This is a genomic window from Citromicrobium bathyomarinum (genome assembly GCF_021021475.1).
In the GTDB taxonomy this organism is placed as follows: Bacteria; Pseudomonadota; Alphaproteobacteria; order Sphingomonadales; family Sphingomonadaceae; genus Alteriqipengyuania; species Alteriqipengyuania bathyomarina.
On the sequence record NZ_JAINWL010000001.1, the window covers coordinates 385,609 to 400,820 of the forward strand.

A 15,212-nucleotide genomic window follows, 5' to 3' on the forward strand; every position below is an offset into this window, starting at 1 on the left:
AGCCTGACACACCTGACACACTGTCCAGGGGAGAGAAAACTGTCTCTCCCCACGGGCAGGCCGGGGAACCCTGGCGGCATGTCAAAGAGCAGCTTCGGCTCTAGCGCGACGAGGCGATGTAGGACAGCGTCCCACCCCGCCCGGAGGCAAACTAGCCGGCATCGATCGTCAGGCCATCATGCGGGACTGCGCTCACGAAGCGCATCGACGACGCCGGGATCGGCGAGGGTCGAGATGTCGCCAATCTGATCGGGCTGCCCCTCGGCGATTTTTCGGAGAACCCGGCGCATGATCTTGCCCGAACGTGTCTTGGGCAGGTCGGGCGCGAACTGAATGACATCGGGCGTGGCGAACGGTCCGATCTCGCTGCGCACCAGATCGCGCAGTTCCTGGCGCAGGGCATCGCTGCCCTCCTCGCCGGCCTTCAGTGTCACGAAGGCATGGATGCCCTGCCCCTTGATATCGTGGGGCATCCCGACGACGGCGGCCTCTGCCACCAGCACATGCTCGTCGAGCGCGTTTTCGACTTCGGCGGTGCCCATGCGGTGCCCCGACACGTTGATGACATCGTCGACCCGGCCGGTGATCCAGTAATAGCCATCCTCGTCACGCCGCGCGCCGTCGCCGGTGAAATAGGTGCCGGGGAAGGTGCTGAAATAGGTCTGGAAGAAGCGATCATGATCACCGAAGATGGTGCGCATCTGGCCCGGCCAGCTGCGGGTGAGGACCAGATTGCCCTCCGTCGCTCCAGCCAGCACATGCCCTTCGCCATCGACCAGTTCGGGGTGGACGCCGGGAAGTGGCAGGGTCGCGCTGCCAGGCTTGGTCTCGGTCGCTCCGGGGACCGGCGCGATCAGCGCCCCACCGGTTTCGGTCTGCCACCAGGTATCGACGATCGGGCACTCCCCGCGCCCGACGATGTCATGATACCATTCCCACGCTTCGTGATTGATCGGTTCGCCCACCGTGCCCAGCAGACGGATCGAGGACAGGTCATGGCGGATCACCCACCGGTCGCCCTGCCGCATCAGCGCGCGGATCGCGGTGGGCGCGGTGTAGAAGATCGTCACGCCGAGGCGCTGGCTGGTCTCCCACAGACGCCCCGGATCGGGGTAGTTGGGCACACCGTCGAACATGACCGTGCGCGCGCCGTTGGAGGGTGGGCCATAGACGACATAGGTGTGGCCGGTGATCCAGCCGACATCGGCGGTGCACCAGAACAGATCGTCCGCCACATCCTTACCTTCCTCAGGGCCGAACAGCAGATCGTAGGTCAGCGTCGACCACAGCAGATATCCCCCAGTGGTGTGCAGCACGCCCTTGGGCTTGCCGGTCGATCCGGAGGTATAGAGGATGAAAAGCGGATCTTCCGCGTTCATCGCTTCGGGCGGGCAATCGGCGGCGGCATCTGCGCAGGCCTCCTCCCACCAGATGTCGCGCCCCTCGCGCATCGCCACATCGCCACCCGTCCGCTGCATGACGATGACCGTATCGATGCCGCTCGCCCGCTCCAGCGCGCTATCGACATTGGCTTTGAGCGAAATACGCTTGCCACCGCGCGTGCCTTCGTCGGCGGTGACGACCAAGGTGGCACCGCAATCGGCGATCCGGTCGGCCAGGCTGTCGGGCGAGAAGCCGCCGAAGACGACCGAATGGACCGCGCCGATCCGGGCGCAGGCGAGCATCGCAATCGCCGCTTCGGGCACCATCGGCATGTAAAGGATCACCCGATCGCCCTTGCCGATCCCGTAGGCTTTCAGAACATTGGCGAAGCGGCAGACCTGCCCGTGCAGCTCACGATAGGTGAGCGTTCGCCCTTCGCCCGGCTCGTCGCCTTCGAACACGATCGCCGGCTGGTCGCCGCGCGTATCGAGGTGGCGGTCTAGGCAATTGACCGAGACGTTCAGCGCGCCATCGGCAAACCAGCGAATGCCGAAATCGGCCTTGTCGAAGCTGCTCTCGTCCGCCTTCGCCGGGAAGACGCTCCAGTCGAGCCGGTGCGCTTCGTCCAGCCAGAAGGCGTCTGCATCGCTGTCGATCGATGCCTGCATGGCGCGAAGCCTGTCTGCCTTGTGCAACATGGCGATTTCTCTCTCCCCATAGGCCCGGCTTCGCACGAGGAAGCGTCGGCCCGTTCCATTATCGAGGCTGAACATGCCGCCTCGCCCTTCCACCACATCAAGGATAAGCTGCGTGTGTTTACACGCCGCGAATTGCGCCGCGCCGATATAGACCGGCGTGGTGCCGATCGTGCCCAGCAGCACGTCCGACCCGCCGAGGCGGAACTCATCGCGCGGATAGACCATCGGACTTGAGCCGTCACAGCACCCGCCCGACTGGTGGATCAGCACGGGGCCGTGACGTTCGATGATCTGGCCCAGCAGGGCCGTGGCCGCGTCGGTGGCGACCACGCGGCGGACCACGCGGCGGACCACGCGGCCCTCCGGCGCGGCACTTTGCATCATTGGGTCATGTCGAGGACGACGCGCCCCTCGATCTGGCCCTGCCGCATCCGGTCGAACACCGCATTGATGTCGTCCAGACCGGCGGTCGAAATCGTCGCCTTGACCTTGCCATCGGCGGCGAAGTCGAGCGATTCCTGAAGGTCCAGCCGCGTGCCCACGATCGAGCCGCGCACCGTGATGCCGTTCAGAACCATGCCGAAGATGTTGAGCGGGAAATCGCCCGGCGGCAGACCATTGAGCGCAAGCGTACCACCGCGCCCGACCATGCCGACCGCCTGTTCGAACGCTTTCTCGCTCACCGCGGTCACCAGCGCGCCACGCGCGCCGCCGCCGGTCAGACGCTTTACCGTCGCTGCAGGGTCATTGTCGGTCCGCGCGTTCACGGTCTCCACCGCGCCGAGCTTGCGCGCCAGTTCGAGCTTGGCATCGTCCACATCGACCGCGACCACGTTCATCCCCATCGCGACTGCATATTGCACCGCCATGTGGCCGAGCCCGCCGATGCCGGAGATCACCACCGCATCGCCCGGCTTGGTCTCGGTCATCTTCAGGCCCTTGTAGACCGTCACGCCCGCGCACAGCACCGGCGCGATCTCGTTGAAGCCGACATTGTCGGGCAGGTGGCCGACATAGTTGGGGTCGGCCAGAACATAGTCAGCGAACCCGCCATTGACCGAATAGCCGGTGTTGAGCTGGCTCTCGCACAGCGTTTCCCACCCGCCGAGGCAGTGGGTGCAGTGGCCGCAGGCGGTGTAGAGCCAGGGCACGCCGACCCGGTCGCCTTCCTTCACGTGGGTCACGCCCTTGCCCACGGCAGAGACGAAGCCCACGCCTTCATGGCCTGGAATGAAGGGCGGCTCGGGCTTAACCGGCCAGTCGCCTTCGGCGGCATGCAGATCGGTGTGGCACACGCCCGAGGCCTGGATCGCCACCTGGATCATGCCTGGCGCGACTTCGGGCACCGGCACTTCCTCGATCCGCAGCGGCTCGCCAAAGGCGCGGACAACCGCGGCTTTCATGGTCTTGCTCATGACAATTCTCCTGAGTCTTCACTTCTGGAGGGCGCTGCGAAGGGCATGCGTCGCAGCGCCCGAGGGGGGAGGGAGAGGGAAGCGCCTCAGAAGAAGCCGAGCTTCTTCGGGCTATAGCTGACCAGCATGTTCTTGGTCTGCTGATAGTGGTCGAGCATCATGCGGTGGTTTTCGCGCCCGATGCCCGACTGCTTGTAGCCGCCGAACGCCGCGTGCGCCGGATAGGCGTGGTAGCAATTGGTCCACACGCGCCCGGCCTCGATCGCGCGGCCGAAGCGGTAGCAGGTGTTGGCATCGCGGCTCCACACGCCCGCGCCGAGGCCGTAGAGCGTATCGTTGGCGAGGTTAAGCGCCTCGTCATGGTCCTTGAAGGTGGTGACCGAGAGGACCGGGCCGAAGATCTCCTCCTGAAAGATGCGCATCCGGTTGTTGCCCCGGAATACGGTCGGCTTGACGTAGTAGCCGTCCGCGATCTCGCCTTCGAACCGCGCCGCTTCGCCGCCGGTCAGCAGCTCGGCACCTTCCTGCTTGCCGATATCGATGTAGGAGAGGATCTTCTGCTGCTGCTCGGACGAGGCCTGCGCGCCGATCATCGTCTCCATGTCGAGCGGATTGCCCGCCTTGATCGCCTCGACGCGCTTAATCGCCTTGTCCATGAAGCGGTCGTAGATGCTCTCGTGAACCAGCGCGCGGCTGGGGCAGGTGCAGACCTCGCCCTGATTGAGCGCGAACATCACGAGGCCTTCGATCGCCTTGTCGAGATAGTCGTCGTCCTCGCGGCAGACGTCCTCGAAGAAGATGTTGGGGCTCTTGCCGCCCAGTTCCAGCGTGACCGGGATCAGGTTTTCGGTCGCATATTGCATGATGAGGCGGCCGGTGCTCGTCTCGCCGGTAAAGGCGATCTTGGCGATCCGGCTACTGCTGGCGAGCGGCTTGCCCGCTTCGACGCCAAAGCCGTTCACCACGTTGACCACGCCGGCAGGCAGCAGGTCGCCGATCAGCTCCATCAGCACCATGATCGAAGCCGGGGTCTGCTCAGCGGGTTTGAGCACCACGCAGTTGCCCGCCGCCAGCGCCGGGGCGAGCTTCCACACCGCCATCAGGATCGGGAAGTTCCACGGAATGATCTGGCCGACCACGCCGAGCGGCTCGTGGAAATGGTAGGCGACCATATCGTGGTCGATTTCCGAAATGCTGCCTTCCTGCGCACGGATGCAGCCCGCGAAATAGCGGAAATGGTCGATCGCCAGCGGGATATCGGCGGCCATGGTCTCGCGCAGCGGTTTGCCATTGTCCCAGGTTTCCGCGATCGCCAGCTTCTGGAGATTGTCGTCCATCCGGTCGGCGATCCGGTTGAGGATCAGCGCGCGTTCGCCCGCGCTGGTGCGGCCCCATGCGTCTTTCGCGGCATGCGCTGCATCGAGCGCGGCTTCGATATCCGCCGCCTGACTGCGCGCGACCTGACCCACCGCTTTGCCGGTGATCGAGGAGATATTGTCGAAGTAACGCCCATCCTTAGGCGCGACCCACTTGCCGCCGATGAAGTTGTCGTAACGCTCCGCGAACGGGGCGGTCATCGATGCGGCGGGGCTGGTTTGCATGTCCATCAGTTGATCCTCTCGAAAGTGCCGGGTGCTCCCGGTCGTGAGGATGATGGTTCCTTGAAAAGCCCGTGCTGGAAAGGGCGGGCGGGCGGATCGTCGGCGCAACTGTCTCGCTATCGAGACAGTTCTGGAGCTGGCTGTGTCAGCCGCGTGCCAGCCCCACCTTTTCCATCCGCCGATAGAGCGTCGCGCGCCCGATGCCGAGCGCCTTTGCCGCCCGTGTGGCATTGCCATCGGCCTGCGCCAGCGCGCGCCGCAGCACCGCACGCTCCGAGTCGCGGAACGATGCGGAGTCCTCTCCGCCGAGGATTTCCGCCGCGCTGCGCGATCCGGTCAGGCAGTCGTCCGACAGGTTGAGGCGATGGCGTGCGGCATAGGTCGCGCCGATCACCAGATCGTCGCGGTCGACCGCCAGCAGCGCCGCATCGCCGCCCGGCAGGTTGGCATCGATGATCCGGTGCCCTTCGAAGAACTTGCGGAACACGCCGCTTTCGATCCTGCGCGCGGCATCCTGCACGATCTTCTGGACCAGCGCGCCCATCGCCGCGCTGTGATCGTCGCGGCAATTGGAGATGTCGAGCGCGCCCACGAGCCGTCCCGCCGCATCGCGCACCGGCGCGTCCATGCAGCTGATGCCGATATTGCGGGAGGCGAAATGTTCGTCGCGGTGGATCGTGACCGGCCGCCCTTCGACAAGACAGGTGCCGATCCCGTTGGTCCCTTCGCGGCTTTCGCTCCACACGCCGCCCGGGGTCAGCCCGACCTGGTCGAACATTGCCCGGTCGCCCGTCTGGCTTCGCGATTCGAGGATGACGCCGTCCTTGTCCGACAGCATGATCGCGCAGCCGGTGGCGGCGACGGTCTGGAACAGCTGGTCGAGCAGCGGCCGCGCCACCTCCAGCATCAGGCCGTGGCGTTCGCGCCGCTGCGTAAGCTCGCTGCCGGAAACAAGCTCCCGCCCCTGGTCGGCCCCCGCATCGAGCCCGTACTTGAGGCCCGAACGACACCAGCTGGCCGCAACAAACGATTGCGCGGCGCTGGAAGAAGAGTGCAGGACCTTCTCGACCGAGTCTTCGTGCTCGACTGCCATGGCGCACACGTACCGCATTTCGATCGCCTTGGCGACTTATGACGTTGTCATGAACCTCGGATAGGGCGGAGGAATGGGGTTCGAGTGCGCCCCCATATCTTCATGGTGCCGCTGCCCCTACCTAGAACCGCACTTCGACATGCACGTCCACCGATGGCTGCGCTGCGATTGCGACCCGATGCTGGTGCGGTAGCCCGTCCCGATTTTCCAGCCACCAGCCATTTGCAGATCGAGCAGCAGGCTGACTTCGAGATTGTGCCGCGCGGTGCGTCCGGCGAGGGTCGAATAGCTCCGCCATCCGAGGTTCGCATATCCGAGCAACATGCTTGAGCGGCCTGCTAAGTCATAGCCGTACTCCCCGCGCAATTCGGGCCGCAGCAGACCGATGGGCAGCTCTATCGTGTCGCACGCCCGCAGCCCCAGATTGGCGGAGAGACTGTCCACCCGCTGGTCGCCATAGGCGAGGCTGTAGGCCCCGGCGTCGAATTCGGTGAAATAGCCAGTCGTCTTGGCCAATGGCGGAGAGGGTGGGATTCGAACCCACGGTACGGTTGCCCGTACACCGCATTTCGAGTGCGGCGCATTCGACCTCTCTGCCACCTCTCCGCAAAAAAGGGGTGCACGGCAGCGCAGGCAATGCGCGTGCCGGAGGGCCGGGAGGGCGCAGCTAGCCTAATGCGCGGGCGCTGCCAAGCCCCTCTTGCTACGCACCTGTATGAAGCCCGATTCTCGCCCGGCGCACCGCTGCCCATTGTGCCGCGCCCCCCGGACATCTATCTTGTCACGAATGCCGCTTTCGCAGTTCTTTTCCCACCAGGCCGGCCGCCAGATCGAAGTGCCGTTCAAGCGCCAGGCGCGCTTTGGCGTCGGTGACGTGGTGCGCCACAAAATGTTCGATTTCCGGGGCGTGGTGTTCGACATCGACCCAACCTTCGCCAACAGCGAGGAATGGTACGAGGCGATTCCCGAACAGATTCGCCCCGAACGCGATCAGCCGTACTACCACCTCTTCGCCGAAAGCGACGATGCGTACTACGTGGCCTATGTCAGCCAGCAGAACCTTGTCGGCGATGGGACCGGCGGCCCGGTCGACCATCCCAATATCGACGAGATGTTCGATGAATTCGCCGACGGCCGCTACCAGATGCGCCGGGGCATGACCCACTGAGGCTGGAGCGCCGGAGTGTCAGCCCTCCGGTCCGCCTTCGTTCACCGGGATAGTACGTCCGGCTATTGCCGGATCTTCCACCCGGACTTGAGCAGCGCGAAGGTCGCCAGTGCGAGCACCGCGTTGAGCGCGAGCAGACCGCCCGCCGCCATCCACACATCGCCAGCCGTGCCGCCGCCAATATCGCTTTGCCCGATGAAGCCATAGCGGAAGCCCGAGATCACGTAGAAGAACGGGTTGAAGTGGCTGATCGTGTAGAACGGCTCATGCAGCCGATCGAGCGTATAGAACGTACCCGACAGCAGGCTGAGCGGCGCGACCACGAAATTGGTCACCGCAGCGTTGTGATCGAACTTCTCCGCCCAGATCGACGCCATCAGGCCGAAGAAGCCGAGCATCAGCGCACCCATCAGGCCGAACCAGACGATCGCCCAGGCGTGCGACAGCATCAGCTTCGCACCGGGATAGATGAACACCGCCAGCGCCACCGCGCAGCCGACCAGCACTGCGCGGGTCACCGCCGCGCCGACGATGCCTGCCAGCAGCTCGCCATGCGAAAGCGGCGGCATCAGCAGGTCGATGATGGTCCCCTGGATCTTGCCCGAGAGGAAGCTGAAGCTCGAATTGGCGAAGCTGTTCTGCATCATCGCCATCACGATCAGGCCCGGCGCGAGGAAGCTTTCGAACGGCACGCCGAGGATCTCGCGACCACCCCGCCCCAGCGCGACCGAGAAGATCACCAGGAACAGGAGTGTGGTGAAGGCCGGTGCCCACACGGTCTGCGTCTGGACCTTGAAGAAGCGCCGCACCTCCTTGAGGTACAGGCTCCACAGGCCGATGGTGTTGATCCCGTGGATCTTCGGCTCGCCCCATCCGGGCAGATTGTCGGGTGCAGCGCAGGCTGCGGCGAGGCTCTGTTGTGCGGGCGGTGCTTGATCGCTCATGCTGCGCGGCCTAAGCGCTGGCGAAACGGGTGGCAACCCACGGCCCGGATACCTAAGTTGCCTGTCTGGGCACAAAGCAGATGGAATTTCGATGAGTTGGACTGAAGAGCGCACCGCGACCCTCAAGCGCATGTGGGAAGGCGGCTCTACCGCGACCGAGATCGCCAAGGAACTGGGCGAGGTGTCGCGCAATGCGGTGATCGGCAAGGCGCACCGCCTGGGCCTGAAATCGCGCCCGTCCCCGGTCAAATCCGCGGAAAAGAAGGCCCCTGCCAGCAAGGCCAAGCCTGCGCCCAAGAAGAAAGCGGCTCCCGCGCCCGCACCTGCTGCTGCGCCCAAGCCTGCCGCGCCCAAGCCCGCCCCCGCCGTGGCCAAGGCCCCCGCGCCCTCGCCAGCCCCGGCCCCTGCCCCCGCACCGGCGCAAGGCCCTGCGGCACCCACTGGTTCGGCAGAGCAAGCCGCGCCCCGCTCCAACATGCCGCGAGTCGTTTCGGTCGGCCCCGGCGGTTTCCTGCGTCAGGGCCCCGGCGACCAGCAGCCGCCGATCCCGCCCGCACCGCCGCGTCGGCTGGTTCCGGCCAAGCCCGATCCCTCGATCGCGGACAAGACCAGCCTGCTCGATCTGAGCGACAAGGTGTGCCGTTGGCCGATGGGCCATCCGGGCGAACCCGATTTCCACTTCTGCGGCGAAGCGGTGAACCCCGGCTTCCCCTACTGCGTCGAACATTGCGGCCGGGCCTATCAGGCGCAGCTGCCGCGCGGCAGCCGCCGCCCCCCGCCGCCGCTGCCCTATGGCGGTCCGCGCGTTCGCTAATAAAGGCCGCGCACTAGTATCAGATTTCGACAGCCCGGCTCTCCACCAGCGAAAGCCGGGCTGTTTCGCGTTGAACAGGAGGAAATACACATGGCCCTATCGCTGCATCAGGCGATCATTCCCAACTGGCTGCAGGTGCTCGGCGCGGTCGACGGCCTGCTCGACAAGGCCGAGGGCTACGTCGCGGACGGAAAGGCAGGCGAGAAAGAGCTGCTGGAGACGCGCCTCGCCGACGACATGCTGCCGCTGGCCTACCAGTTCAAAAGCTGCTGGACGCATACGCACCTGGCGCTCACCGCGGTGCACGAGGGACACTTCTCGCCCGACATGAACCCCTACCCGGAGGATTTCGCGTCCCTGCGCGACATGATCGCGACGGCGCGCAAGACCTGCGAGCAGGCGAGCGAGGACGCGCTTGAGCAGATCGCCGGAAACGACATGGTGTTCACCATCGGCGACAAGTTCCGGCTGGACTTCACCGTGCAGGACTTCCTGCTCAGCTTCTCCAACCCGAATGTCTATTTCCATTCGGCGACCGCCTACGACATCCTGCGGATGGCAGGCGTGGAGATCGGCAAGCGCGACTATCTCGGCGCGCTGCGCCTGAAACCGGCGGGCTGACGCTCCGCCTCAGCGCTTGCGCGCAAACCAGATCGTGTGGCGCGGCCCCTTGTTGTTGGGCCGCGCGCGCACTTCGCGCACCTCGACCTCGAACCCGCCATCCTTCAGCCGCGTGGTGAACTTGTGGTCGGGCGCGGCGGACCACACCGCCATGATCCCGCCGGGGTTGAGCGCATCCTTCGCCTTGGCGATGCCGGTGCGGGTGTAGAGCCGGAAATTGCTGTCGACCACGATCCCGTCCGGCCCATTGTCGACGTCGAGCAGGATCGCATCGTACTTGGGCGTCGTGCCATCATTGGCATCGTCGATCAAAGCTTCGACATTGCACAGGATCACCTCGCCGCGCGGATCGTCGAGGCTCTCGCTGCTCAGATGCGCCAGCGGCCCGCGTGCCCACTCGAGGATTTCGGGCACCAGTTCGGCCACGGTCACGCTGCCGCCTGCGGGCAGGTGCGCGAGCGCAGCGCGATAGGTGAAGCCCATGCCAAAGCCGCCGATCAGGATGCGCGGCTTGCTCGCCCCCAGCTCGGCCAGCGCAAGCACCGCGAGCTGTTCTTCGGAAAACTGCATCCGGGTGCCCATCAGCTCGTCCCGGCCGAGCATGATGATGAAATCGCGCCCGTGGCTGACCAACGTCAGCTCCTTGCCGTCGGGGATCTGGGCAGTGGCTATTGTTTCGCGTGGCAGCATGGGCGTTGCGATAAACGCTACCGCGCGCGGGGGATAGGCCGGAACACGGACCCGTCGGGAAAAGTTATCGAGACAACCCCCGAAGGAGAATTCCCATGACCACCACCGCCCGCATCGCCGTCGTCTCCGAAGCCGGAGCCGACTTCGCCATCGAAGAGCGCGAGATCGCCGATCCCGGCCCGCACGAGGTGCTGATCGAGCTGGTCGCCACCGGCGTGTGCCACACCGACCTCGCGGTGCAGGCGGGCGACCTGCCGACCAATTTCCCGGTCGTCCTCGGCCACGAAGGCGCAGGAAGGGTCATCGCGACCGGTTCGCACGTCACCGGCATTGCCGAGGGCGACCATGTGGTGCTGTCCTACGGCTCGTGCGGGCATTGCCGTCCCTGCCAGGAGGGCGATCCTGCCTATTGTGCCGACTTCAACCCGCTCAACTTTTTGAACAAGCGGCAGGGCGACGATGCGCCGGTGTTCGACGACGGCCCCAACGCCGCCTTCTTCCAGCAGTCGAGCTTCGCTACCTACTCGATCGCGCACGAACGCAACGTGGTGAAGATCGAGGCCGACGTGGACATCTCGCTGCTCGGCCCGCTGGGCTGCGGCATCCAGACCGGTGCGGGCGCGGTGATGCGCACCGCGCAGCCGCCTGCGGGATCGAGCCTGCTGGTCTCTGGGGTGGGCAGCGTCGGCATGGCCGCCGTGATGGGCGCGAAGGTGGCCGGATGCTCGCCGATCATCGCGGTCGATACCAACGAGGACCGGCTGACGCTCGCGAAGGAACTGGGCGCGACCGACACCGTGCATGTCACCAAGGACACCGACGTCCCCGAGGCCGTGCGCAAGATCGTGGCGGGCGGCGTGGACTACGCGATCGAATGCAGCGGCAATGCCACAGCAGCGCGCGGTGCGTGGGGTTCGCTTGCCAACCGTGGCACGCTGGTGGTGGTCGGCGCACCGCCCGCGGGCACCGAATATTCCTTCGACGCCAACGAACAGATCCTCTCGGGTCGCAAGATCGTCGGCTGCGTCGAGGGCGATTCCAAGGTGAAGCAGTTCATCCCGACGCTGGTCGATCTCTACCAGAAGGGGCAGTTCCCGTTCGACAAGCTGGTCAAGCGCTACCCGTTCGACAAGATCAACGAAGCGGTCGCCGACCTGCATGATGGCAAGGTGTTCAAGCCGATCCTCGAAATGGGCTGATCCGGCGACGGACGGCGGTTCGCAACTGGCCCGGGCCGCGGGGGCAAAAGCCTTCGCGGTCCTGTGCGTATGTGCGTCAGGGGGCTGAGGGCACGCCGCCGAGCGGCGCGTCGATCTCCAGCCGCGCGACCGTGCCGGGCCCCACCGGCGCTGCGGCCATGGTAAAACGCCCGCCGAGCGATTGCGCAAGCGTGCGTGCGATCTTCAGCCCCAGACTTTCGGCACGTGCCAGGTCGAAGCCCTCCGGTAGCCCCACCCCATCATTGGCCACGATCACCTCGGTGCCGCCTTCGAAGGGCGCGACGGTGACCACGATCAGCCCGCCCTCACGCGATCCGAAGCCGTGCTCGATCGCATTGTTGAGCGCTTCGGCCACGACCAGCGCGGTGGGGATCGCCTTGTCCGGCGGCAGCACGGTGTCCGCATTGGCGACGAATTCATATCCCAGCCCGGTCCGACCCGAGGCCGCTATCACATCGCGGCAAATCTGGTCGATATAGGCCGCCAGGCTCACCTGCGCGCCTGCCGGGTCGTAAAGCTGGCGCTGGATGCGACCGACGAGGCCCAGCCGCCGCGATGCCTCGTCCAGCGCGGCGCGCGCGCCCTCGTCTGTCATGCGGTTCTTCTGCAACGAGATGAGCGAGCCGACCATCTGCAGGTTGTTGCCGACGCGGTGCTGCAACTCCTTGAACAGCACCTCGGTATTGTCCTTCAGCGCGATGCTACGGCGGCGCTCCGCATCGAGATCGCGATTGGCGACCTGCATCCAGTGGATCAGCGTGATGTCGACCGAAACGATGAAGATGTAGAAGCCCAGCGCCAGCGCGGAACCGAAATGCAGTTCGAAGCTGCCGAAAGGCGCGATGAAGAAGAACCACGACAGCATCCCGCACAGCACGGCGCACACCGTCCCCGGCCCCACTCCGAAGAAGAAGGCGGTGACGATGACGGCGGGGAAAAAGGTGAGATAGGGGAAGCCCGGCGGCAGCCCGTCCCCGATGACATACCGGATCGCCCACGCGACGAAGGTCAGCAGCAAGGCGACACCGTAGCCGATCCACGGGCGATTGCGCGCGAGCGGAAGGCGAGAGACGAAACGGCGCGCCACGCCGGGTGATTTCGGGTTCACCGATTCTGTTGGGACGGCGTGCGACACCTCCGGCAAATGCCAGCGCTTCAAGTCGGGCGCAAAGAAAAAAGGCTGCGGAAGCAATGCTCCCGCAGCCTTTTCTATGTGTTCTGGCGAGAGACTTAGTCGTCGTCGCGCAGGAAGGCAGGCATGTGCGCGGGGCCGTCGCCACCGCCGTTATCGCCGCCCTTGTCGCCGCCACGGTCGTCGCCGCCACGGCCGCGACCACCGCCGCCGCCGCGACCGCCACGGCCACCGCGACGATCGCCGCCACGGTCACCACGAGGGCCACGATCACCGCCGCCTTCGCGCTTCTCACGCGGCGGGCGGGTGTCTTCCAGCTCTTCGCCGGTTTCCTGGTCGACGACGCGCATCGACAGGCGGACCTTGCCGCGCTGGTCGATCTCGAGGACCTTGACCTTAACTTCCTGGCCTTCGGACACGACATCGGTCGGCTTTTCGACCCGCTCGTTCTTCATTTCGGAGACGTGGACGAGGCCGTCCTTGCCACCCATGAAGTTCACGAACGCACCGAAATCGACGATGTTGACGACCTTGCCGGTGTAGATCTTGCCGACTTCGGCTTCCTCGACGATGCCTTCGATCCACTTGCGCGCGGCTTCGATTTCGTCGGCATTGCTCGACGAGATCTTGATCACGCCTTCGTCGTCGATGTCCACCTTGGCACCCGTTTCGGCGACGATCTCGCGGATCACCTTGCCGCCCGTGCCGATCACGTCGCGGATCTTCGACTTGTCGATCTGCATCGTCTCGATACGCGGAGCGTGCTTGGAGACGCCCGTACGCGCCGAGCCCAGCGCCTTGGTCATCTCGCCAAGGATGTGCGCGCGGCCGGCCTTCGCCTGCTCGAGCGCCTTGGCCATGATTTCCTGCGTGATGCCGGCGACCTTGATGTCCATCTGCAGCGAGGTGATGCCGCTTTCCGAACCGGCGACCTTGAAGTCCATGTCGCCGAGGTGATCTTCGTCACCCAGGATGTCCGACAGAACGGCGAAGTCGTCGCCTTCCAGGATCAGGCCCATCGCGATGCCCGAGACCGGACGCTCGATCGGAACGCCTGCGTCCATCATCGACAGACAGCCACCGCACACCGTCGCCATCGAGGACGAGCCGTTGGACTCGGTGATGTCGGACAGTACGCGGATCGTGTACGGGAAGTCTTCATGGCTCGGCAGCACGGGGTGCAGCGCGCGCCATGCGAGCTTGCCGTGGCCGATCTCGCGACGGCCGGTGAAGCCGAAGCGACCCACTTCGCCGACCGAATAGGGCGGGAAGTTGTAGTGCAGCATGAAGTGATTGTACGACAGGCCTTCGAGCCCGTCGATCATCTGCTCGGCATCCTTGGTGCCCAGCGTGGTGGTGCAGATCGCCTGCGTCTCACCGCGCGTGAACAGCGAGGAACCGTGGGTGCGGGGCAGCAGGCCCACGATCGCTTCGATCGGGCGAACCTCGTCGAGCTTGCGCCCGTCGATCCGCTGGCCGTCCTTGAGGATGGCGCCGCGAACGATCTCGCTTTCCAGCTTCTTGACCAGCTTGATCGCGGTCATCTTCTGCTGGCCGTCGAACTCTTCGCTCGAATAGTGCGCCTTCACCTTCTCGCGCGCTTCGTTGAGCGCGTCCGAACGGGCGGACTTGTCGGTCAGCTTGTAAGCCTTGGCGATGTCGTCACCGATCATCTGCTTGATCGCCGACTTCATGTCCGCATGGTCGTCGCCCGAGGCGAGTTCCCACGGATCCTTGGCGGCCTGCTCGGCCAGCTCGATGATCGCACCGATGACCTTGCGGCATTCGTCATGCGCAAACATGACCGCGCCGAGCATTTCTTCCTCGGTCAGTTCCTTGGCTTCGGATTCGACCATCATCACCGCGTCGTTGGTCGCGGCGACGACCAGGTCGAGGCGACCTTCGTCGTCCAGAGCGGCGCTCTGGGTCGGGTTCAGTTCGTATTCGCCATTGCGGAAGCCGACGCGTGCCGAGGCGATCGGGCCCATGAAGGGCACGCCGCTGATGGTCAGCGCAGCCGAGGCCGCGATCATCGCAACGATATCGGGCTCGGTCTCGCCATCGAAGCTGAGGACCTGCGCGATCACGTTGATTTCGTTATAGAAACCTTCGGGGAACAGCGGCCGCACGGGGCGGTCGATCAGGCGTGAAACCAGCGTTTCCTTCTCGGTCGGACGCGCTTCACGCTTGAAGAAGCCGCCCGGGATGCGCCCGGCGGCGGAGAACTTTTCCTGATAGTTGACGGTAAGGGGGAAGAAATCCTGCCCTTCCTTCACCTTCTTGGCGGCGGTCACGGCGCACAGCACCACGGTTTCGCCATAGGTGGCCAGCACGGCGCCGTCGGCCTGACGGGCGATGCGGCCGGTTTCCAGAGTGAGGGTCTTTCCGCCCCACTCCAGACTGACTGTTTTCGTATCGAACATTGATTATCCT

13 protein-coding genes and 1 tRNA gene are annotated in these 15,212 nt (G+C 65.1%); 4 read left to right on the forward strand and 10 right to left on the reverse strand.

Features of this window, described 5'->3' with window-relative positions:
* Nucleotides 1–176: 176 nt before the first annotated feature.
* The 6 genes from acs to K7H93_RS01965 all read right to left on the reverse strand — a co-directional run bounded on the left by acs (nucleotide 177) and on the right by K7H93_RS01965 (nucleotide 6,796).
* Nucleotides 177–2,465, reverse strand: a complete 2,289-nt coding sequence (gene acs / locus K7H93_RS01940) for an acetate--CoA ligase (protein WP_230782184.1) — start codon at nucleotides 2,463–2,465, stop codon at nucleotides 177–179.
* Nucleotides 2,462–3,496 (reverse strand): alcohol dehydrogenase AdhP, encoded by a 1,035-nt coding sequence (adhP, locus tag K7H93_RS01945; RefSeq protein WP_230782185.1) that lies wholly within the window; start codon nucleotides 3,494–3,496, stop codon nucleotides 2,462–2,464. Before adhP ends, acs begins: the two co-directional genes overlap by 4 nt.
* Before the next feature lie 86 nt (nucleotides 3,497–3,582).
* On the reverse strand, nucleotides 3,583–5,103 hold the full coding sequence (adh, locus tag K7H93_RS01950; RefSeq protein ID WP_230782186.1) for an aldehyde dehydrogenase: 1,521 nt from the start codon (nucleotides 5,101–5,103) through the stop codon (nucleotides 3,583–3,585).
* Between the two features lie 139 nt (nucleotides 5,104–5,242).
* On the reverse strand, nucleotides 5,243–6,190 hold the full coding sequence (locus K7H93_RS01955) for a GAF domain-containing protein (protein WP_230782187.1): 948 nt from the start codon (nucleotides 6,188–6,190) through the stop codon (nucleotides 5,243–5,245).
* A 117-nt stretch (nucleotides 6,191–6,307) separates the two neighbouring features.
* On the reverse strand, nucleotides 6,308–6,706 hold the full coding sequence (locus K7H93_RS01960; protein WP_230782188.1) for an autotransporter domain-containing protein: 399 nt from the start codon (nucleotides 6,704–6,706) through the stop codon (nucleotides 6,308–6,310).
* Nucleotides 6,707–6,796 (reverse strand) — tRNA-Ser (locus K7H93_RS01965). It lies immediately after the preceding gene.
* A 181-nt stretch (nucleotides 6,797–6,977) separates the two neighbouring features.
* On the opposite strand from K7H93_RS01965, the gene hspQ reads away from it, so the two are divergent.
* On the forward strand, nucleotides 6,978–7,358 hold the full coding sequence (gene hspQ, locus K7H93_RS01970) for a heat shock protein HspQ (RefSeq protein WP_010239899.1): 381 nt from the start codon (nucleotides 6,978–6,980) through the stop codon (nucleotides 7,356–7,358).
* Between the two features lie 62 nt (nucleotides 7,359–7,420).
* On the opposite strand, the gene K7H93_RS01975 is transcribed toward hspQ, so the two are convergent.
* A complete protein-coding gene (locus K7H93_RS01975; protein ID WP_230782189.1) occupies nucleotides 7,421–8,302 on the reverse strand; it encodes an ABC transporter permease in 882 nt (293 codons plus the stop codon).
* Between the two features lie 91 nt (nucleotides 8,303–8,393).
* On the opposite strand from K7H93_RS01975, the gene K7H93_RS01980 reads away from it, so the two are divergent.
* Both K7H93_RS01980 and K7H93_RS01985 read left to right on the forward strand, forming a co-directional pair.
* Entirely contained in the window at nucleotides 8,394–9,116 is a 723-nt protein-coding gene (locus K7H93_RS01980; protein ID WP_230782191.1) for a GcrA family cell cycle regulator, read from the forward strand.
* Nucleotides 9,117–9,206: 90 nt separating this feature from the next.
* Entirely contained in the window at nucleotides 9,207–9,737 is a 531-nt protein-coding gene (locus tag K7H93_RS01985; protein WP_230782192.1) for a DUF1993 domain-containing protein, read from the forward strand.
* A gap of 9 nt (nucleotides 9,738–9,746) precedes the next feature.
* Here the strand turns inward: K7H93_RS01985 and K7H93_RS01990 are convergent, their stop codons facing one another.
* A complete protein-coding gene (locus tag K7H93_RS01990; protein ID WP_230782193.1) occupies nucleotides 9,747–10,427 on the reverse strand; it encodes a spermine/spermidine synthase domain-containing protein in 681 nt (226 codons plus the stop codon).
* A 95-nt stretch (nucleotides 10,428–10,522) separates the two neighbouring features.
* Between K7H93_RS01990 and K7H93_RS01995 the strand changes: the two genes are divergently transcribed.
* Nucleotides 10,523–11,626 carry an NAD(P)-dependent alcohol dehydrogenase gene (locus tag K7H93_RS01995; RefSeq protein ID WP_230782194.1) on the forward strand — a complete coding sequence of 368 codons (1,104 nt, stop codon included), beginning with the start codon at nucleotides 10,523–10,525 and terminating at the stop codon, nucleotides 11,624–11,626.
* A gap of 76 nt (nucleotides 11,627–11,702) precedes the next feature.
* On the opposite strand, the gene K7H93_RS02000 is transcribed toward K7H93_RS01995, so the two are convergent.
* Both K7H93_RS02000 and pnp read right to left on the reverse strand, forming a co-directional pair.
* Entirely contained in the window at nucleotides 11,703–12,755 is a 1,053-nt protein-coding gene (locus tag K7H93_RS02000; protein WP_230782195.1) for a sensor histidine kinase, read from the reverse strand.
* Between the two features lie 122 nt (nucleotides 12,756–12,877).
* A complete protein-coding gene (pnp, locus tag K7H93_RS02005) occupies nucleotides 12,878–15,202 on the reverse strand; it encodes a polyribonucleotide nucleotidyltransferase (protein ID WP_230782196.1) in 2,325 nt (774 codons plus the stop codon).
* Nucleotides 15,203–15,212 lie beyond the last annotated feature (10 nt).